16 protein-coding genes are annotated in these 19,182 nt (G+C 63.4%); 3 read left to right on the top strand and 13 right to left on the bottom strand.

Going from position 1 to position 19,182, the window contains the following annotated elements; translation table 11 throughout:
- Window positions 1-27: 27 nt before the first annotated feature.
- The 9 genes from Q5H93_RS06350 to Q5H93_RS06390 form a co-directional block, all read right to left on the bottom strand.
- Window positions 28-1,152, bottom strand: a complete 1,125-nt coding sequence (locus Q5H93_RS06350) for an LLM class flavin-dependent oxidoreductase (protein WP_305005661.1) — start codon at window positions 1,150-1,152, stop codon at window positions 28-30.
- 90 nt (window positions 1,153-1,242) lie between these two features.
- On the bottom strand, window positions 1,243-2,148 hold the full coding sequence (locus Q5H93_RS06355) for an NmrA family NAD(P)-binding protein (protein WP_305005662.1): 906 nt from the start codon (window positions 2,146-2,148) through the stop codon (window positions 1,243-1,245).
- Between the two features lie 45 nt (window positions 2,149-2,193).
- Entirely contained in the window at window positions 2,194-3,003 is an 810-nt protein-coding gene (locus Q5H93_RS06360) for an NADPH-dependent F420 reductase (RefSeq protein WP_305005663.1), read from the bottom strand.
- A gap of 33 nt (window positions 3,004-3,036) precedes the next feature.
- On the bottom strand, window positions 3,037-3,312 hold the full coding sequence (locus tag Q5H93_RS06365; protein ID WP_305005664.1) for an ArsR/SmtB family transcription factor: 276 nt from the start codon (window positions 3,310-3,312) through the stop codon (window positions 3,037-3,039).
- Between the two features lie 82 nt (window positions 3,313-3,394).
- Entirely contained in the window at window positions 3,395-4,825 is a 1,431-nt protein-coding gene (locus Q5H93_RS06370; RefSeq protein ID WP_305005665.1) for a TolC family protein, read from the bottom strand.
- 5 nt (window positions 4,826-4,830) lie between these two features.
- Window positions 4,831-8,016, bottom strand: a complete 3,186-nt coding sequence (locus tag Q5H93_RS06375) for an efflux RND transporter permease subunit (RefSeq protein ID WP_305005666.1) — start codon at window positions 8,014-8,016, stop codon at window positions 4,831-4,833.
- 15 nt (window positions 8,017-8,031) lie between these two features.
- Window positions 8,032-9,192: an efflux RND transporter periplasmic adaptor subunit gene (locus Q5H93_RS06380; protein WP_305005667.1), complete on the bottom strand. Its 1,161-nt coding sequence runs from the start codon at window positions 9,190-9,192 to the stop codon at window positions 8,032-8,034.
- Window positions 9,193-9,452: 260 nt separating this feature from the next.
- Complete coding sequence (locus Q5H93_RS06385; RefSeq protein WP_305005668.1) at window positions 9,453-9,740, bottom strand: ArsR/SmtB family transcription factor; 288 nt, start codon at window positions 9,738-9,740, stop codon at window positions 9,453-9,455.
- Between the two features lie 497 nt (window positions 9,741-10,237).
- Window positions 10,238-11,263: a WG repeat-containing protein gene (locus Q5H93_RS06390; protein WP_305005669.1), complete on the bottom strand. Its 1,026-nt coding sequence runs from the start codon at window positions 11,261-11,263 to the stop codon at window positions 10,238-10,240.
- Window positions 11,264-11,384: 121 nt separating this feature from the next.
- Between Q5H93_RS06390 and Q5H93_RS06395 the strand changes: the two genes are divergently transcribed.
- Both Q5H93_RS06395 and Q5H93_RS06400 read left to right on the top strand, forming a co-directional pair.
- A complete protein-coding gene (locus Q5H93_RS06395) occupies window positions 11,385-11,636 on the top strand; it encodes a helix-turn-helix domain-containing protein (protein ID WP_305005670.1) in 252 nt (83 codons plus the stop codon).
- Window positions 11,637-11,959: 323 nt separating this feature from the next.
- Window positions 11,960-13,405 (top strand): hypothetical protein, encoded by a 1,446-nt coding sequence (locus tag Q5H93_RS06400; protein ID WP_305005671.1) that lies wholly within the window; start codon window positions 11,960-11,962, stop codon window positions 13,403-13,405.
- A 595-nt stretch (window positions 13,406-14,000) separates the two neighbouring features.
- Here Q5H93_RS06400 and Q5H93_RS06405 read toward each other — a convergent pair.
- From Q5H93_RS06405 to Q5H93_RS06415, 3 genes are all read right to left on the bottom strand, one after another.
- Window positions 14,001-14,381: a DUF2493 domain-containing protein gene (locus Q5H93_RS06405; RefSeq protein ID WP_305005672.1), complete on the bottom strand. Its 381-nt coding sequence runs from the start codon at window positions 14,379-14,381 to the stop codon at window positions 14,001-14,003.
- Between the two features lie 107 nt (window positions 14,382-14,488).
- Complete coding sequence (locus tag Q5H93_RS06410; RefSeq protein ID WP_305005673.1) at window positions 14,489-14,881, bottom strand: helix-turn-helix domain-containing protein; 393 nt, start codon at window positions 14,879-14,881, stop codon at window positions 14,489-14,491.
- Between the two features lie 100 nt (window positions 14,882-14,981).
- The gene (locus Q5H93_RS06415) at window positions 14,982-16,352 is read right to left on the bottom strand and encodes a site-specific integrase (protein ID WP_305005674.1); all 1,371 of its coding nucleotides are present in this window, start codon (window positions 16,350-16,352) and stop codon (window positions 14,982-14,984) included.
- A 407-nt stretch (window positions 16,353-16,759) separates the two neighbouring features.
- Between Q5H93_RS06415 and Q5H93_RS06420 the strand changes: the two genes are divergently transcribed.
- Entirely contained in the window at window positions 16,760-17,446 is a 687-nt protein-coding gene (locus tag Q5H93_RS06420; protein WP_305005675.1) for a hypothetical protein, read from the top strand.
- A 658-nt stretch (window positions 17,447-18,104) separates the two neighbouring features.
- On the opposite strand, the gene Q5H93_RS06425 is transcribed toward Q5H93_RS06420, so the two are convergent.
- Window positions 18,105-18,881 (bottom strand): SDR family NAD(P)-dependent oxidoreductase, encoded by a 777-nt coding sequence (locus Q5H93_RS06425; protein ID WP_305005676.1) that lies wholly within the window; start codon window positions 18,879-18,881, stop codon window positions 18,105-18,107.
- Between the last annotated feature and the right edge of the window lie 301 nt (window positions 18,882-19,182).

Genomic DNA, 19,182 nt, shown 5'->3' on the forward strand with positions numbered 1-19,182 from the left:
GAATAGCAGTAACAGTTGGGGTGCTGGTTAAACGGTTCGGAACGCAGGTTTTGGCAGGCCGAGATTGCCCCGCAGGGTTTCGGCCTCGTACTCCGTGTGGAAGAGGCCATGCTCCTGCAGGATGGGTACCACCAGCTCGATGAAGTCCCGGAGCCCGTGGGGATGGTCCTGCCGAACCATGAACATATCGATGGCCCCGGCCTCGTACCACCGCTGTATTTCCGTGGCGACTCGCTCGGCCGAGCCCATGAACAAGGGGACGGGGGTGTGCGAGTATGGCCCCAGTGCTAGGATTTCCCGGTACTTCTGGTAGGCCTCGGCATCGGTGCGGCCCACGATGGGGTTTTGCGAAATGGCCCCCACAAAGTGTTCCGGCAACCGGCCTTTTTCAAGCAGCTTCGTTTTCAGCGCATTCGCCAGCAATACCGTTTCCTCGAAGGTGCTGCCCGCCATGAAGACGCCGTCGGTGTAGGACGTGGCCAGGTCCACGAAGGTGGGCGAGCTACCGGCCATGTACAAAACCGGCCGGCCCTGCACCGAGCGGCTCAGGTTCAGCGGGCCATCCACCGAAAAGTACTGGCCCCGGAAATTGATGGGGTGCATCTTGCGCGGGTTCAGGAACACGCCGCTTTCCTTATCCCGGGGAAAGGCGTCGTCCTCGTACGTGTCCCACAACCCCAGCAGGATTTCGAGAAACTCTTCGTGCATGGGGTACTGGTCGGCTTTGCCCAGGTGGCCACGGCTGAAGTTCACCATCCCGCCCGGGTTGGAGGTAATGGCGTTCAGCGAGGCCCGGCCCTTGCTGAGCTTGTCCAGCGACAGGACCTGCCGGGCCAGGTTGTAGGGGTCGGTGTAGGAGGTGGAAGCCGTCAGGGAAAGGCCGATGCGCTCCGTCTTCATGGCCAGGGCCGACATGAGCGTCCCCCCTTCGAACATGCTCAGGTAGTACGGGATGTTGCCGGGACCGACGTGGCTGACGTCGTACAAAAACAGGGTTTCGAACTTGGCCTGCTCCGCCAGCTGCGCCTGTTGAATGAAGAAATCGATGTTTTCGCCGGCGTCGGCGGGCATGGCGGGGTGGCGCCAGGAGGAAAAATTCCACCCCGGCCCATCGATGACCGCGGCCAGCTTTAACGTTTTTCTATTGTTCATCACATGGAGTATAAATGCGTGCTTTTGCCCCGGCAGAACCTTCCCGGCAGGCGTAGGCCTAGCCGATGATTTCCAGCACCGGCCTGTCCTTTATATCGACCCCGCTGACGCCACAATCGCCGCTTTATGCTCCTCCAGAAATTCCCGGAGGGTCTTAGCAGGTCTCCCGAGAACGTAGGGGATATCGTTTTGCACCATGGACATGTAGGACATTCGGCCGTCGAGCATCTGCGTCACAAAGTCAATGTTGGCCTTGGCATACCAGCTCTCCGCCCCATTCGCCAGCAGCGTTTCAATCAGCTCTTTAAAGCCTTCCAGGCCTTTGTTTTCGTGCTTGATTTCCAGACCGGTCACTTCGCTTAACAGCGCCGCAATTTCTTGGCCGTTGAAGGTTTCGACGCTTAGCCAGTAATGCTGGCCGCCGTGGCGTTCTGGCCCGTCGACGAGGGCTTTGGCGGCCACCGCCGCAATGTCACTGGAAGCAATGTAGCCGACCCGCCGGTCGTCCCAGTAGCTGGTGTAGGTTAGATTCTTCGGGATGTACAGCCCCGTGAACACCTCCATAAACATGTTCGGATGAAGGTGGGTCCAGGCGATGCCGCTGGCCTCGATGTACTTTTCAATCAGCTGGTGCCAGGCAAAGTGCGCGTCGGTCGTATCCCACTCCGCGAACACGCCCACGTGCACGATATGACGGACGCCGGCTTTCTTGGCCGCGTCCACCAGGGTCTTGCTTTGCGTGAGCATGGCCACCGTGTAGCCGGTTAGCAGAAACACCCGGTCCACCCCGGCCAGCGCCAGCGCAAAGGTTCTCGGGTCATCCAGGTCCAGGTAGTGGCCGTCTTTTCCTTCGCGGCGAAGCTGTTCTACCGTCTCCTGATTGCGCGACGTGATGCGTACGTTGACGGCTTGCCCTTCCAGGTCTTTGACCACTTGACGGCCAATGGTGCCGCTGGCGCCCAAAACAAGGACGGTCGGGGGTTGCTGGTTTTCCATGTGAGTTTGTACTGAAGTTGTATTCGGTTGGAGGGCCTGGACTGGCTACGCATTACCTAGCTGCCGGGCACGATTGCCGGCCACCACTTCTTCGCGGGTGGGCCAGGCTTTGCGTTGCAGCAGTTCCGAGATAATTTCATCACGGATGGCGGGAGCCTTGCCGGGCACGGCGTTGGCCAGGGCCTGGGTCAGCTCCGGGGCCGTGAGCTCGGTGCAGTAGGCTGGTGTGCCCGGCTGCTGCCGCCACGAGTCAGCCAGACAGCCCCCGTCCACCACGTCAAAGCCGAAGTCGTTGCAGAGGTCGGATAGGATTTGCTTGGCGCGCTCGTCGTTGCCCGCAATGGAAAGGGCAATGCGGCCGGGCGTGCCGGGTGCAGTGCCGCCGCTGGCAATCGTCTCGGCCAGCAGGTTGTTGAAGGCTTTCAGGATGGGGCGGCCCAGCTGCTCGGCCGCCAGCACGCTTTCTGGCGTGCCCTGCTCCAGCGCCTCGATTTTCTCGTCCCGGAAGGGGTAGTAGTTGCCGGTATCCACCACAATTACCTCGGGGGGCAACGACCGGAACAGGTCCTTGGGAAGCTCGGCAAGTACCTTGAAAGGCACGGCGATAAAAACGAGGTCCACGTCCTGCACCACGTCTTGCAGGGTGGCGGGGCTAGCCCCCAATTCCTGGGCTTTGCGGGCCAGTTCGGCCGGCTGGCGGGTGTTGGTCACTTTCACCTGGTGGCCGAGGGCGGCCAGGTTTCTGGCGAGGAAGCCGCCGACGGGGCCGGTACCAATGATTCCGATTTTCATGGGATGGGGGTTGAGTGGTTGCTTGTTTTCCCGACGAGACCTTGCTTCGGCACGTCTTGACAACGCATTGTTAAGCAGTGACTTGCAACATAAGCGCTAGCACATCTTCAGCAACTGCAGAAAGCTTTCCAACTCCTGCAGCTTTTCTGTGTTGATGGTCAAGTACATGTTGCGGCCCTCCTTGCACGAGTGGACCAGCCCGGCATCTACCAGGGCCTTCACGTGCTGCGACATGGAGGGCTGGCTGATGGGCACAAACTCATACAGATTGGCGCATCCCAGCCGCTGCGCGCGCGCAATCTCCTGCAGCATGCGCAGGCGGTTGGGGTCGCTCAGCGACTTGGCTAGCTTGACGAGGGACTTGGTATCCATAGCAGTAGGGTGGGAATAGGAGGATGTTGCCGGGCATCCGCTGGTCGAAGTAGGGAGGGCGAGTAGGATGTATAAATGCTTATTACTGCCAGCCGCCGCCCACGGCCCGGTACAATTCCACGTTGGCTTCCAGCTGGCTGCGCTTCAAGGAGGCCAGCTCCAGCTCGCTTTGCAGGGCGTTGCTTTGGGCGGTGATGACTTCGAGGTAGCTGGCCAGGCCGCTGCGGAAGAGCTGGCCGGCGTTGTTGGTGGCCAGGCGCAGCGCCCGTACGCGGTCGGTGGCAATTGTTTGCTGGGTTTGGGTGCGGGTGACTTGCCCCAGGGCATCGGAAACCTCGCCCACGGCTACCAGCACCTGCTGCCGAAACTGAATCACGGTGCGCTCGCGGTCAAGCTGGGCCAGCTCGTACTGGGTGCGCAGGGCCCGGCGCTGCAGCAGCGGCTGCGTGAGCCCCCCAGCGGCCAGGCCAAACAACGACGCCGGCACGCTGAACCAGTTGCTGGCCTGGAAGGCGTTGAGGCCGCCCTGGGCCGTGATGGAGAGCGTGGGGTAGAGCGCGGCTTTAGTGTAGCCTACGGCGGCGTTGGCCCGGTCGAGGGCCAGTTCGGCGGTGCGCACGTCGGGCCGCCGGGCCAGCAGGGCCGCCGGCACACCGGCCGCCGCCACCACGGGTACCTGCAACGCCAGCAGGTTGCCGCTGCGGCGGATGCCGCCCGGCAGGCGCCCGGCCAGGATGCTCAGGGCGTTTTCCTGCACCGTGATGCCCTGCTCAAACTGCGGGATGAGGCCGGCCGCCAGCAGGCGCTGTGCCTCCACCTGCTGCACGGCCAGCGCCGTGACCTGGCCGGCCGTGAACTGCAGGCGGGTAAAGCGCAAGGTGCTGTCGGTGAGCGCCACGTTGCGCCGGGCCACGGCCAGCTGGGTGTCCAGCAGCAGGAGGTTGTAGTAGCCCTGGGCCACCTGGGCCACCACCTGGGTTTGCACGGCCTTGCGGGCTTCCTGGCTCTGCAGGTAGGCGGCCCGGGCCTCGGCCGTGCGGTTGCGGATTTTGCCCCAGATGTCGGCCTCCCAGCTTACGGCCGCCGCCAGGTTGTAGTCCTCGATGTGCTTGGTGCCCAGAAACTGGCTGAGGGAAATGCCGTTCAGGCTGTTGCCCGACGGCCGGTTGGTGGTCACGCCGGCCTGTAGGCTCACGGCGGGGATATTGCCCCAGCGGGCCTGCCTGAGAGTGGCCTCGGCTGAGGCGATGTTGCGCAGGGCCAGCTGCAGGTCGTTGTTGCGCACGGTGGCGCTGTCGAGCAGCTGCTGCAAGGCCGGCTCGGTGAAGAAGCTGCGCCACGGCAGGCCCGCGATGGAGGCCGTATCGGCGGTGGGGGCCGTGCGGTAGGTGGCGGGCAGCGGCAGCGTGGGCAGCGGAATGTTCTTGGCCACGTTGCACGAGGCGGCGATAACCAGCAGGGTGGCCAGCTCCAGCGCCAGGCGGCGCCGGGGGGTATTCTGAAGAGTAGTCATGGAGGTTAGCTAACCGTGGCGTGGGCCGGCACCCGGGCCGGCTTGGCCGGGGCGGGGTGAGGCGTGCCACTGAGGCGCTCGTTCAAGCGTTGAAAAATCACGAACAGCAGCGGGATGAGGAAGAGGCCCAGCACCACGCCCGTGAGCATGCCGCCCGCCGCCGCGATGCTGATGGAATGGTTGCCCAGGGCCGAGGGGCCCTGCGCCCCCATCATGGGCAGCATGCCGGCCACGAAGGCCAGCGAGGTCATGAGAATGGGGCGCAGGCGCGAGGCGGAGGCGTTGAGGGCGGCCCGCACCAGCGGTTCGCCCGCGTGGCGGCGCTGCAAGGCAAACTCCACGATGAGGATGGCGTTTTTGGCCAGCAGGCCGATGAGCATAATCAGGGCCACCTGCACGTAGATGTTATTGGTGATGCCCGCCAGGCCAATGGCCGCGAACACCCCCACCATGCCCGCCGGCAGCGACAGCAGCACGGCGAAGGGCAGAATGTAGCTCTCGTACTGGGCCGCCAGCAGAAAATACACGAACACGATACACATCAGGAACACGACCGTGGACTGGCTGCCCGACGAGATTTCCTCCCGCGTCAGGCCCGAATACTCGTAGGTGAAGCCCGAGGGCAGGTGTTTCTCCGCCACCGCCTCCACGGCCTTGATGGCGTCGCCGGAGCTGTAGCCCGGCTTGGGCGTGGCGTTGATGGTGAGCGAGTTGAAGAGGTTGAAGCGCGAGGCCGTCTCCGGCCCGAACACCCGCTTGAGGCGCACCAGCGTGCGCAGGGGCACCATCTCGCCCCGGTCGTTTTTCACGAAGGCCCCGTTGAGGGCCGTGGGGTCGGCGCGGTTGGCCTGGTCGGCCTGCACAATGACGCGGTAGTACTTGCCGAAGCGGTTGAAGTCCGAGGCCTGGGCGCTGCCGAAGTAGGCCTGCATGGTTTGCAGCACCGCTTTTACGCTCACACCCAGCTGCGCCGCTTTCACTTCGTCTACTTCGGCTTCCAGCTGCGGGTAGTCGGCCCGGAACGAGGTGAAGGCCACCCCGATGGCGGGCTGCTTCATCAGCTCGCCGATAAACTCCTGGCCCACCTGCCCAAGCTTGGGCAGCGAGCCGCCGGTGCGGTCCTGCAACACCACTTCCAGCCCCTCCACGTTGCCGAAGCCCGGCACCGTGGGCGTGGTAAACACGAAGGTATCGGCCCCTTTGATGGTGGCCGCCTTCTCGCGCATGGTCGCCATGATGGCGTTGATGTCCTGCACCGCCCCCCGCTCCTTGGTGGGCTTCAGGATGACGAACAGGGTGAGGGCCGAGGAGCTGCTGGAGGAAGTCAGAATGTTGAAGCCGCTGAGCAGGTTGATTTTGTCAACGGCCGGCATGGCTTGCAGCTGCTGCTCAATTTCCTGGGCAATATGGTTGGAGCGGTCCAGCGACGAGCCCGCCGGCAGCGCCATCGAAATGGCGATAAAGCCCTGGTCCTCGGACGGGATAAAGCCCGTGGGTGTGCGCTTAACCAGCCAGCCGGTGAGCACCACCACCAGGACCAGGCTGCTCAGCCCCACCCATTTGTGGCGCACCAGAAACCGGATGCTGCCCACGTAGCGGGCGGTCAGCCGCTCGAAGCTGCGGTTGAAGCCCGCAAAAAAGCGGGTCTTAAACGTGCTGGGCGCGGGGTGCTCCCCGTCGTGGTCGTGCGGGGTGTGCTTAAGGAACAGCGCCGCCAGCGCCGGGCTCAGGGTCAGCGCGTTCACGGCCGAGATGACGATGGCAATGGCCATCGTGAAAGCAAACTGCCGGTAGAACACCCCGGTCGAGCCTTCCAGAAAGCCCACCGGCAGAAACACGGCGGCCATGACCAGGGTAATCGAAATAATGGCCCCCGTAATCTCGCTCATGGCGCTGGTGGTGGCCTCCTTCACCGAGTGGGTGCCCTCTTCCAGCTTGCTGTGCACGGCCTCGACGACCACAATGGCGTCGTCGACCACGATGCCAATAGCCAGCACCAGGGCAAAGAGGGTGAGCAAATTGATGGTAAAGCCCATCAGCTGCATAAAAAAGAACGTGCCCACGATGGCCACCGGCACGGCAATGGCCGGAATCAGCGTGGAGCGGAAGTCCTGCAGGAAAATGAACACCACCAAAAACACCAAGATGAAGGCCTCGACCAGCGTGTGTTCAACCTGCTCGATGGACAAGTCCAGCGCCACCTTGGTGCTGTACATCGTTTGCTGCTTCACGCCGGCGGGCAGGTTTTTCTCCAGCTTTTTCATCACCTTGCCCACGGCAATCTGCAGCTCGTTGGCGTTGGAGCCGGCCGCCTGAAACACGCCGATGTTGATGCCCGGCTTGCCCGAAATGCGGACGTTGCTGTTGTAGGAGGCCGAGCCCAGCTCGACCCGTGCCACGTCCTTGAGGCGCAGCATCGAGCCGTCGGCATTGGCCCGGATAATCATGTTTTCGTAGTCCAGGGGCTGGTTGCGCTTGCCCTTGTACTTGATGACGTACTCAAAGGCTTCCTGGCTGCTTTCGCCCAGGCGGCCGGGGGCGGCCTCCAGGTTCTTGTCCTGAATGGCGGCCATCACCTCGCCCGGGGTGAGGTGGTAGCTGGCCAGCTGGGCCGGCTTCAGCCAGATGCGCATGGAGTAGGCGCGGTTGCCCCCAAACAGCACCGTCGACCCCACGCCCGAAATGCGCTTGATTTCGGGCACCAGGTTGATTTGGGCGTAGTTGTCCAGGAATGTCTGGTCGTATTGCTTCGGGTCGTCCGAGTAGAGGTTCAGCAGCATCACGAAGCTGTTCTGCTGCTTAGCCACGGTCACGCCCTGCTGCACCACCTCGGCCGGCAGCTGGCTGGTGGCCTGTGCCACGCGGTTTTGCACGTTCACGGCCGCCTGGTCGGGGTCGGTGCCCAGCTGGAAGTTTACGCTGATAACCAGCGAGCCGTCGTTGCTGGCCGTGGAGCTCATGTACACCATGTGCTCCACGCCGTTGATGGCTTCTTCCAGCGAGGGCGCCACCGAGCGCAGCAGGGTTTCGGCGTTGGCGCCGGGATAAAGCGCCGTGACCTGCACAGCCGGGGGCGCAATGTCAGGAAACTGCTGAATCGGGAGCTTCCACAAAGCCAGCGCCCCCACTATCACCAGCAAAATGGAGATGACGGTTGAGAGGACGGGCCGCTCAATAAATATCTTAAACATGAGGTGAGTAGCTGATTACAAAGTGGAGGAAGCCGCGGCCTTGCCCGTGGTGAGGCTGACGCTGGCTGGCGCCGGCGCGGTGGGCTTGATGATTTGGCCTTCCTGCAAGTGGTCCACGCCTTGCAGCACAATCCGGTCGCCGTTTTTCACGCCTTCGCTCACGAGGTAGTTGGCGCCATTCTTGCCCTGGATGGTAATGGCCCGGCGACGGACGCGGTTGCTGTCGCCCACGGCATACACAAATACCTTGTCCTGCATCTCAATGGTGGCCGCGGCCGGCACCAGCAGCACGTTCGGGTGCGGCAGGGCCAGCCGGATGGTGCCCGTGTTGCCCGAGCGCAGCAGGCCGTCGGCGTTGGGGAACGTGGCCCGCAGCGTGACCGAGCCCGTCGTGCGGTCAAATTGCCCGGCTACCACATCCACCTTGCCCCGCGTCGGATAGGTGCTTTGGTCGGAAAGCACCAACGCCACGGGGGGTAGGTGCTGGAGCTTTTCCTGCAGGGTGCGGCCCGCGTACTGGTTGCGGAAGGTGATGAAGTCGTCCTCGCCCAGCGCGAAGTAGGTGTGCACCTCGTGTACGTCGGAGAGCTGTGTCAGCGCCTGGGCGTCGGTGGGGCCCACCAGGCTGCCCTGCTTGGTTTGCAGCCGCCCCAAGAAGCCGCTCACCGGCGCCGTAATGGTGGTGTAGCCCAAATTGATTCGGGCGCTGCTGACGGCGGCCCTGGCCCGCTGCAGGTTGGCCTGGGCCACGGTGAGGGCCGCCTGGGCCGTTTTAAGCTGCACCTCCGACACGACCTTGTTTTGCACCAGCGGCGCGTACCGGTCCACTTCTACCTGGGCGCTGGTAACGGCCCCAGCGGCCGCCTGCTGGGCGGCTACGGCATTGTTGAGTTGCTCGCGGTAGGGCGCGTCGTTGATTTTAAACAGCGGCTGACCTTTGCGCACCGCCGCGCCCTCATCCACCAGGATGCGGTCGAGCACCCCCGCTACCTGCGGGCGAATCTCCACGTTGACGACGCCCTCAATGGAAGCCGGGTAATCCTGGTAGGTGGTTTCGGTGCCGGTGTGCATTGCCGCGACGGGCAGAGCCGGCGGGGCTAGAGCCTGTTGCGGGGCTTGCTGCTCCGCGCAGCCCGCCAGCAGCACGCTGCCGGCTAAAAGAGAAGATAGTTTCATGGAAAAAAGCGGCCCAGACGAGGGCAATGAGTGAAATGCGAGGTGCATTGGAATGGCACGACTTAGCGCTAACGCATCATCAGATAAGCATGCGATTATGCAATGAGGCAAAAAAAAGCCCCAGCAGAAGCATGGGCTGGTGGCGGGTACCCTGCTTGCGAAGTCTCAGCAAAGGTAGCACCCATAAATGCATAAGCAATCAATAATGTTTTAAATGAGCAAAAACCGCTGACGATAACGCCAGCGGTTCACGCGATTCGCTAGGCTTTAACAGCAGCCGGTTTGAGCAGTTGCAGGAAGTCCTCCAACTCCTTAAGCTTTTCCGCATTGATGGACATGCACATATTACGCCCTTCTTTATGCGACTCAATCAAACCCGCCTCGGAGAGGGCCTTGAGGTGCTGCGACATTGAGGGCTGGCTGATGGGCACGTGTTGAAACAAGTCGGCGCACACCGTGATATCCCCTTTGGCAATTTCCTGCAACAGGCGCAGTCGGGTGGGGTCGCTCAGTGATTTGGCTAACTTGACGAGGGACTTAGTATCCATAGGATGCAAAGGTAAGCCATGTTCTTAACTCATGCGCATGAGTTAATGTTTTGTAGGAGGAAGTTAGGTTAAGAAATAGACAATGCAATGGGGTAATTTAGTCGAGCTAGTCGGTTGAAATAGAGCTCGAAATAGCCGCCGCACCACTGCCAGCACCGCCAGCCCGCAAAAACCAGCGGCCAGCATCATTTGCAAATGCCACCCCGGAAGCTCTTCCTCGTCGGCGGGTTGCCAGGTTGTCCAGCCTACTCGCGCTGGGCCATTTGCCCGCTGGCCTTGGTCAGCAGCGGAGCTAGCTGGGCCGGCACTTCGTGGTCCACGCCCGTTAGTAGCAGCTATTCGGCGCCGGTAATGCGCTGGCGGACCAAATATCTAGTGTTCAGTAAGCCTACGGGTAGCTGGAAATTCCCGCCCCAATAGTCAAGGCTTTCGGTGTCAGGAGGCTTGACTTCCACTATCGGTGGTAGCTCGGCTATCGTATAAGGACCTTATGAATGCTAATACTCTGGGCACTTGACGCCGTCGAAGTCTACGCACTTGAACTGCTCGTCGACGTAGAAGAATTTGCCGGCCGCCGTGGTCGTGACCTTGGCCAGGCGCCGGTTGGGCTCGCCGTACTCGAATTTGCCAATCTCGTAGAAATTGACCGGCAGCAGCAGCTTGCCCGCCATGTCCACCACGCCGTAGGCCGGGCCTTTCTGCACGATGATGTAGTGGTCGCCCCAGTTGCCGAACTCGTAACCGGCCGAGGCGGGGATGATGACTTTGCCGGTTTTGTCAATCAGGGCCGAGGCGTAGCGGTAGCGTTGCCCGACCTTGAAGGTGTACTGCTGCCCTTTCATCGTCGTGCCGCCCTCCGGCGTGGCGATGCGGCGCACGGCGTAGCCGTTTTCGAGGTTGGGGCTCTCGTAGCCGTAGTTGTTGAGCGGGCAGATTTCCCGGCCGTTGGCGTCGATAAAGCCCCAGTAGTGGCTGTGCTCGGCCCCGTCGCGGCTATCATTCTTCAGACAAACCCGGGCGATGCCGCCCTTCATGGCTTCCATGCCCTGGTACTTGAAGGGCGTGAGTAGGGTGCCCTTGGTATTGAGGAGCGCCAGTTTCTGGCCCTGCACCGCCACGGCCCGGCGCTCACTGAAGTCGCTGACGCCCGCGAAGGTCGGCGCAATGACGAAGGTGCCGGTGCGGTCCACGAAGCCGTATTTCTGCCCGTCGAGGCTGGCGGCGGCCAGGCCGTCGTGGAAGTAGCTCAGGGCGCGGAACTTCAGCGGCAGCACTTCCCGCCCGGTGGAGTCCACCATGCCGTACTTCGTCCCGATGCGAACGGTGGCCAGGCCGTGTTCGAAAGCGTTGGCCTCGTCGAATCGTGGCTTGATGACCACCGCGCCCGAAGTATTCTTATAGCCGATTTTCTCGCCGGCCATCGTTTCGAGAGCCACGGGTAGCAGGGTTTGGGCCGCACCGACGCGGGCAAATAATAAGCTGGCCAGCAGGCTGGCGGGTAGGAGGTGGTAACGGTGGCGCATGGGCAAGTAGGAAGAAGGGAAGAAACAGTTGGAGATGATGCGGCAAAATTAAGCGGTGTGAGGGAGATTTTTTAACATATGCTATAAAATAAAAGTGGCGGCGGGTTTCCAGCTTGCTGCCGTGAAAAATCCAGCTGCCGTTCGGGCTTTCGGGGCCCATTTGCGCCGCCTGCGCCTGGCGCGTGGCTGGAGCCTGGAGGAATTGGCCCTGGCGGCTATGCTGTCATTGGTGACCGTGCACCGGGTGGAAACGGCCAAGTCGGTTGCCACGCTGGATGTGCTGCTTTCGCTGGCTCGCGCCCTGGGCGTGACGGTCAAAGAGTTGGTCGACTGCGCCGAGATGGAGCAGGCCAACCAGGTTGGGCCGGCGTAGCGGGGGTGGTCTTCCCCGCTCAAGGTGCGCAGCCCGGGGACGGGAACCGCGCAAACCGTTTATTACTAGGCGCGAAGCGCCGCCTTCGCACGATAATGTAATTCCGCGCTTGGGGTGCGTGTGGGCGAGCCGCGTTTGCCTTATCGGTGGAGTTGGCCTGTTGCCTTGTTTGGGTGGTGTGAAACTGTGGGGTTGTGGTGGGGCTAGTGGTGGGGCGCCCTTGGCTGGTTTCCTGTTTGGGGGGGCTGGTCGTTTGTTCGGGCGGTTGCTTGCCTTTCTATTGTTTCTTCGTGCCTCGTCGCCCGACTCCTCCCTTACCGCCCGTGCGCCGGTTGTTGCCCCCCGGTCTCGACCTCGACGCGCACCTCGTCGCGTACCCGCCGGCCTTCCGGCCCTTTCGGCGTGACGCCCTGGTGCACCTGTTGCACCTGCTGCTCGCCATCCCCGCCGCCAACCGCAAGCTCGCCGCCGAGCTCGACGCCCGTCACGGGTTTGTGCCGCTGGGCTCGGTTCGCCTGCAAAGTTGGCTGCACAACTACGCCGCCTACCTGGCCTACTGCCTGGCAACCGGCCTGCTCGAAACCGACCATCACCATGCCAAGGGCCTGAAGTGCAGTGGCTTTCGCTTCGCCGCCCAGTATAGGTTGGCGCCGCGGGTCGGTTCTCCCGGCGCGGTGGTCGAGTTGCGCGACCCGGTGCTGTTGCGCTCCCTGGCCCGGCAGCGTCGCCAGGCGCTGGACGTCACTCCCGCCCAGCGCGAGCGCTTCGCCTACCTGCTGCGCTGGCTCGACCCGGCGACTTGTCCGCTACGTATCGACGCCGAGGCAGCCCTGGCCGGCCTAGCCCGCCGCTACGAGCAGCGGTGCCAAGCGCCGGACCGGAAGCCCGCGCCGCTGGGGGCGGTCGAGTCGCCGCCGCGGTACAAGAATGCGCTCCGCCAGTACCAGAGTGCCGTGGCGTCGCTGTTTCGCCTCGCCGAACGCGATATGCACCCGGGCTTCGATGCCCAGGGGCGCCTGTACTCGGCCCTGGCCAACGCCGGCAAGGACCTGCGGCCCTACCTGACGATGCCGGCCTACGGGCCATTGGTCTGCCTGGATTTGAGCAGCAGTCAACCTTATTTGCTGAACCTGCTGTTGCAGCCGGCCTGCTACAGCTCGCCCGCCGAGGTGGCGGCGGGCCAGGTGACGTTGGCCGGGCAGGGCGGGGCGCCTTACCGGCGGCTGCTCCGGCTGGACCCGACCGTGCTGGCGCTGGTGCGGGGCCTGCTGCCAGCGGCGGGGGCGCTGCCGCCCGACGTGGTGCACTTCCGCGAGTGGACCAGCGCGGGTATCTTCTACCAGCACCTGCGGCAGGCCTTCGCGCTGGCGGTGCCCGAGCGCCCACTGCCGCCGGACGAGTCGGGGCTCAAGCGCCTGGTGCTGGCCTTGCTGTACTCCCCAGCGGGGCCCGGCCGACCGGGCTCGTGGCGGGCGCCCTACAAGGCGGCCTTCGCCGCCCTCTTGCCGACCGTGTACGCGGTGACGGAAGCCTTCAAGCGGCGGGACCTGGCCCTGCTACCTTGCCTCATGCAGGCCTTCGAGGCGCATCTGATGCTCGACGTTATCGCCCGGCGTATCGGGGAGGAGCTACCCCAGGCCCCGCTCTTTAGCATCCACGACGCGTTGGTGACCAGCGCGGAACATGCCGAGGCGGTGGAGGCCATCATGCGCCAGGAGTTGCACCGCGCCACGGGTCTGGAGCCGAGCATCAAGCTTAAAAGCTGGTAGGCGCCGGCCCGGTAAGCCTCATGGGCCGCTGGGGAGTCGGGGCGCGCCGGGCCGAAACTAGGCTCCTTTCGCGGAGAGCGGCGGCCCTTCCGGTGGACCCCGGTGAATAGCTGCGCGCGTTCGTCGGCCGGAGCGCGAGAGAAGGCTTGCCAGTCAATTGCTCGACCAGTGGAGCAGGTACAAAGCTTCTAAGTTAAAGTAAAAAAAGTCTCTTCCTACCCCCTTGATTAGTTGAGGGGTCGGACTAATCTAAATTCGTCGAAGGAACGATGATGCCCGAGAGTATCAAAAAGTTCGTGGAGTGGCTTAGTCAGCCAGAAAAAGAAAACAGCCCCATGGTTCGAAAGAGCTATGAATCATGGAATCAATGGATGGAGACGGACTGACTAACAAGGTGAGCCACTTGTAGAATCGCTGATTGAGGGACTCTGACGAGCAACTCCCAACGTCCGGCAAGCAACTGCTCCACGGGCAATCATCGGGGCTGGTCAGGCTTTAGGAGTTCTGCCGACCCTCAGCGCTTTGAGCTCACTAGAATCAAGCCTTGGCCTGCGGTGATTGGCCGCGCTTTCGTGGTCCTTCGCGGCCTGTGGGACTATTCCGGGAGCCCTTCCGCGTCCGGAATCCGGACCACGATAGGCTTTAGGCCCCGCCGCCGGGTTTGGCGCAAGGCATGCCGGGTGCCGCGGCTCAGGCCATCGTGGAAAGCTACCAGGGCTTCGGCGGCGTCGACAATGAGCTGGTTACGGACCAGCGGCGCCCGGCGGCCGTAGCGGGCGTAGTCGGGCGTGAACTCTACGAGGGGCAGGCCCCGCTCCCGGGCGTAGCGCGCGGCCAGCGCGTCGGCCCCCCGGGCCCCGCCCGAGACGATGGTGCTGATGACGGGAAGCAGGCCGGCGACCTGCAGGCCGTCCAGGGTGGCGGCGAGGAAAGCGTAGTCGGCGAAGTGGCGCGAGCCGATGACGGCGAGGTGCATAAGGAACAAGAAAGGGGTAAGGAAAAAGTGCGGTATCGGCGAAGAAGCGCCTCGCGACCCCGTCGGTGGCCTTGGGTCCGGCCGCATGGCTCCGAGGCGCTCCTCCGTTACTGGGGTAGGGCGGGCCGGCGGCGCGGGGTGGTGCGGCGGCCGTCGAGCTTGGGGGGCTGCTGCACGGCGGCCAATAAATCCTCGGGGGTGAACAAGGTGCGGCTGCCGAGCTTGCGATAGGGCAGTAGGCCCCGGCGCTTCCAGGCGTGGATGCTGGCCACGCAGACGTCCAGAAAGGCGGCGGCCTCTTTGACGCTCAGCAGCGCGGCTACCGCGGGCCGGCTGGTCGTGGCGGACGTGGTCGGGGCGGCGGCCTGGGCGGCGAGTTCTTCGCGCAGGACCTGGCGCAACTCTTCGCGCAGGATGGCGCGCAAATCGGCGCGGTACTCTTCCTGCGAGAACAGCAACAGAAACGGGGGGGCGGTGGGAGAGGAGGAGGTAGGGAGCATGAGGAACGCTGAAGGTGAATGATGCCCTCGGTATGCTGCTCATTTCCGGTCGGTTTCCGTCGATGCGGGCGGTTTGCCCCCGCTGCCTTTCTCCTTCTTGCTACCGCCTCGCCCCCGCGCCGCCGTAGACGGCCCCGAACTCGTGCTCGATGGTGCGGTCCGAAATGTTGACGTAGCGCTTGAAGGTATTCCAGCTCTTGTGGCCGGTCACTTTCATCACCGTCTCGGGCCGGATGCCCTGCTCCAGGGCCAGGGTGACGAAGGTGCGCCGGGCCGTGTGGCAGGTTAAGAGTTCGAACTTGCGCAGGCGCTCGGCCCGGCGTTGCCCGCCGGCGTAGCGCACGCGCTCGACCCAGTTGAACAAGCCCGCCTTGCGGCCGATGCTCTTCAGGTGGCCGTTGAGCTTCTGGTTGCTCACCAGTTCCAGCTCGCCGGCGAACAGGCGTTCGAGTAGCGCCTGCGCGCCGGGCCGCAGGGGCACGGTGACGGTCTCGCGGGTTTTCTGCGCGCGCAGGCGCAGCAGCGAGCCCTGCCAGTGCTCGGGGCGCAGGGCCGCCAGGTCGGAGTAGCGCAGGCCGGTGTAGCAGGCCAGCAGGAACAGGTCGCGGGCGTTGCGCTGCCCGGGCTGGTCGACGAAGTCCACGCGTTCGAGGCGGGCGAGTTCCTCCAGCGTCAGGGTGACGATGCCGGGCTCGCGGCGCTTCCAGTTCAAAAACCGGAATTCCTGCGGCGGCACCAGGCCGAGCAATTGGGCGTCGCGCAAAAAGGCCTTGAGGCGGGTGAGGACCTTGGCCACGGAGTTGTCGGTCAGCTTGGGCGTGGCCAGCAGGTAGGCCGTGAAGCGCGTGGCGAAGACGGGCGTGAGGTGCTCGAAGTCGACGGGGTAGCCGGTGGCGGCGTGGAAGGCGCGCAGGTGCCCCAGGGTGGTGGCGTTGCTTTGCCGCGTGCGCGGGCTCAGGCGGTCGGCCTGGGCCCGGTCCCAGGTTTCGTAGGCTGTAAGCAGCCCCGGTACGACGAGCTCGACGCGGAAAGCTGCCTCGGCTTCCGCGTCCTCGTCCGATGCCATTGTAGCTGCCGCCAGCAGGGGGAGCACCGCTTCGGCAGGACCTGGTTCCAACCCGCCGGAGGGCGGGGCTGGTTCGACGGCAGTACTGGCCAGGACGGGCACGGCGACGGTTTCGGGTTCCAGCACCTGACGGAGTTGCTCGGGCGTGGGCACCAGGCCGGCGGCGAGGGCGTCGAGCAGGTAGGCTTCGAGGCGGGCGCGCTGGGCCGTGAGCGTGGCGTTAAGGGTGCCGGCCTGGGCGTTGCCGCGGGTCTGCACCAGCTGGGCGGCCTGAATCCACTTGCGCGGCTCGATGAGCAGGCCGGTGTAGACTTTGACCTTGCGGCCGGCCACCGAGACGCGGGCGATGATGGGCGTGGGGGCTGCCTGCTTCGGGGCCTTGAGGAAGAATGTAATGCTTGCCATGATTTATTTGCGATTATTTTTCTGATTATCAGTAATTTATAACACAAAATAAATTATTGTGAGTTCCACGGACAAGTTTCCGCAACGCGCGGATTTTCTCGTGTTTTTTGGATAGTATCCGTTGAGTTCTCCAAGCCGCCCTCCCCCGAGTGGAGGGGCTTGATGAGCGCCGCACTACCCACTTTAGGCCGCTCTTTCTGGTCAGCGGTAGACCCTGCCGACTACGGCCGGTGGTGGCTTGTCAATCAAGGTATTGTACGGGCGATTGTGCTGTATTTTCTTTGTAGCCCAGGCTGAGTAATGGCTTGTCAGATTGATGATTAACTCGAAAAAGACAGGTGGTCGCGGACCACCTACAGGCGGAGTGCCGCGCCCGTTTTCATCACCGTTTATCCTCCCCTTACCTCATGCGTACTTCTTCAATTTTCTTTTCGCTCCTGACCCTCGGCCTGCTCGCCGGGGGCTGCTCTTCCCACCCGGCGCCGGAGGACCTGTGCGACTGTCTCAGCCAAAGTGCCGAGGCCTACCAGGCCCAGCACCCCGACCTGACCAAAGCCGAGCTGGCCCGTAACGGCAACGAGGTCATGACCGCCCTGCTTACGCCCTGCAAGGCAATGGGCGAAGCCATCGAAAAACAACTTAAGGAATCGGACCCGGCCGCCTACGCCAAGGTCCAGGGCGACATGCAGATTTGCCTCAATACCCTGGCCGAAAAAATGAAGGCCGCGGCCAAGGACGACGCGCCCAGCGCCGCCGAGGCCGCGGAGCAGGAAGCCGACGCCGCCCTGGACGCGGCCGAGGCGCGGGCCGATGCCGCTGGGGGCGACGAGACGGCCAGTAGCGGCGACGGCGTTGACCCGGCGGAGTGGCGGCAACTGCTCCGCGACTACGAGCGCGTGATGACGCAATATGCCCGGGCCATGAAGAAAGCCGGCACGGGCGACGTGGCAGCCGGAGCCGAGGCCTCGGACCTGCTGGCGCAGGGCCAGGAATTAGGCGAGCAGCTACAAGCATTGGAGGACGAGCTGACGCCGCCGCAGGCGGCCGAGCTCGCGAAGCTCCAGGCTCGGATGACGGCCAATTCGCTGCGGTAACGGCGAACCATTTCGTACGGCCACTAGTCGGACTCCTGGGATGCGTGCGTGGCACCCAGGAGCCCTTGTCGTAGCTGGCTAAATTTACCCTTTGCGGCTTGACCAGGCCTTGACTCCTTCTTGACTGGCACCTCCGACCACCAAAGTAATTGAGCAGGACGGGAGCCTTCGAAGACCCTTGAAGCTGTCCTAGGCTTTCGGACTGTTGCCCGCCGTCTCGCCAGCCGCGTTGATGGGTTTTAGCGCAGCGTGAGGTGGCTGGTCAGTAGGGGAGGGGGAGCATAATCCTGTGGGAAGGCACACCCGGCATTCGGTCAAGTAAAGGACTAGCCACCGTCCACTGGTGAAACGCTAGCAGCAGCTTAGTTCTCTTGGGTCAGCTATCGTCAGTAACTGAGGTGTCCTAAAGGTGGCTGTAAAATAAAATGCTAGCCTGGCGAAGCTATGCGGGCAACTCTACGCTGGCTATGTGCCAGGTAGAGCCACCACTCTCGTGGGGGCTTGCCGCTGCTGTAAGACTCGTATCCCCATTCGGAGTAGGTAGGCCATGCAGCGTTAACCTAATCGAAGAACTGCGGTCAAGCTAGACCTTGCCGTGTTCGAAGTAGGATGCTGTTCTTGGTCAGTAAACCCGGTAAGCAAATTACAGGTTGACCCCTTAGGTGCCGAGTGGAAACGCTACGCCGGTGAGGCGGGCGCATTCGGCCAGCAGTTGCTCCTGCACGGCCACGTCGGCGGCCTGCGGGTGGGCAGCGCTTGGGCGCTGATGGTGCAGGTACTGGCCCGTGAGGTGCGCGGCGGGGTCGGTGCCGGCGGCCAGCCAGGCCTGCGTGCGGGCACCTTCCACGAGGCTGTCGGGCGCGCCGACCCCGCCCATTTTGGTGGGAACCCAGCCGGGGTCGACAGCATTGACCAGCACCTCGGGCCAATGGCGAGCCACGGCGTTGGACAGTAGTAAATCGTGCAGTTTCGAATCGCAGTAGGCCTGCATCGTGTTCCAGGGGCGCTGCTGCCAGAGCAGGTCTTGCAGACTGGCATCGCCTTGCCGGTGCATACCCGAGCTCAGATACACCAACCGGGTGGGACGCTCCATGAGGCAGGTCAGCACGTACGGCGCGAGGGTGTTGATGGCCAGCGGGGCGGGCCAGCCGTCGGCGGTGCGCACAAGCTGGGGCACCTGGTACACGCCCGCATTGTGAATGACGGCATCGAAGTGCCCCAGCGCATTGGCCTGCTCGGCCACCTGACGCATGCCGGCCAGCGTCGAGAGGTCACCCATGACGACGGACTCGGCTTCTGGCACAGCCGCCTGGGCGTCGGCGGCCCGCGCGGGGCTGCGGGCGTGCAGTACTACTTGGTGTTGTTGTCGCACAAGCTGACGGGCGGCCAGCTGGCCCAGGCCATTGGCCGAACCAGTGATGAAAATGCGGGCCACGGACAAGCGAGGAGCTGAGTTGAAAAAGGGCAGACGTGCAAAGGCAGACAAGTCGGTACGAAGCGAGGCAGGCTCCTGAAGGCGCTCAGTCAGTGCAGCACTCGTTTGGGCGTCCGGTTTGCTGCTACCGGTTCAGGTGGCGGCTACTGGTGAATCCACAGTCGGAAAGTGCGAACGTGCCTGAGAAGTTTAGCTCGATTTAACCGTCCCGTAGGGGGTGCTCCTCATGTTGACTAAAGAAGGGTGCCCACTGCCGTCTGCGCGCCTCTCTGGGTTTTTGTAGGGCATGGACAAGACGAGG

The sequence above is a fragment of the Hymenobacter aranciens genome, assembly GCF_030580865.1.
Taxonomy (GTDB): Bacteria; Bacteroidota; Bacteroidia; order Cytophagales; family Hymenobacteraceae; genus Hymenobacter; species Hymenobacter aranciens.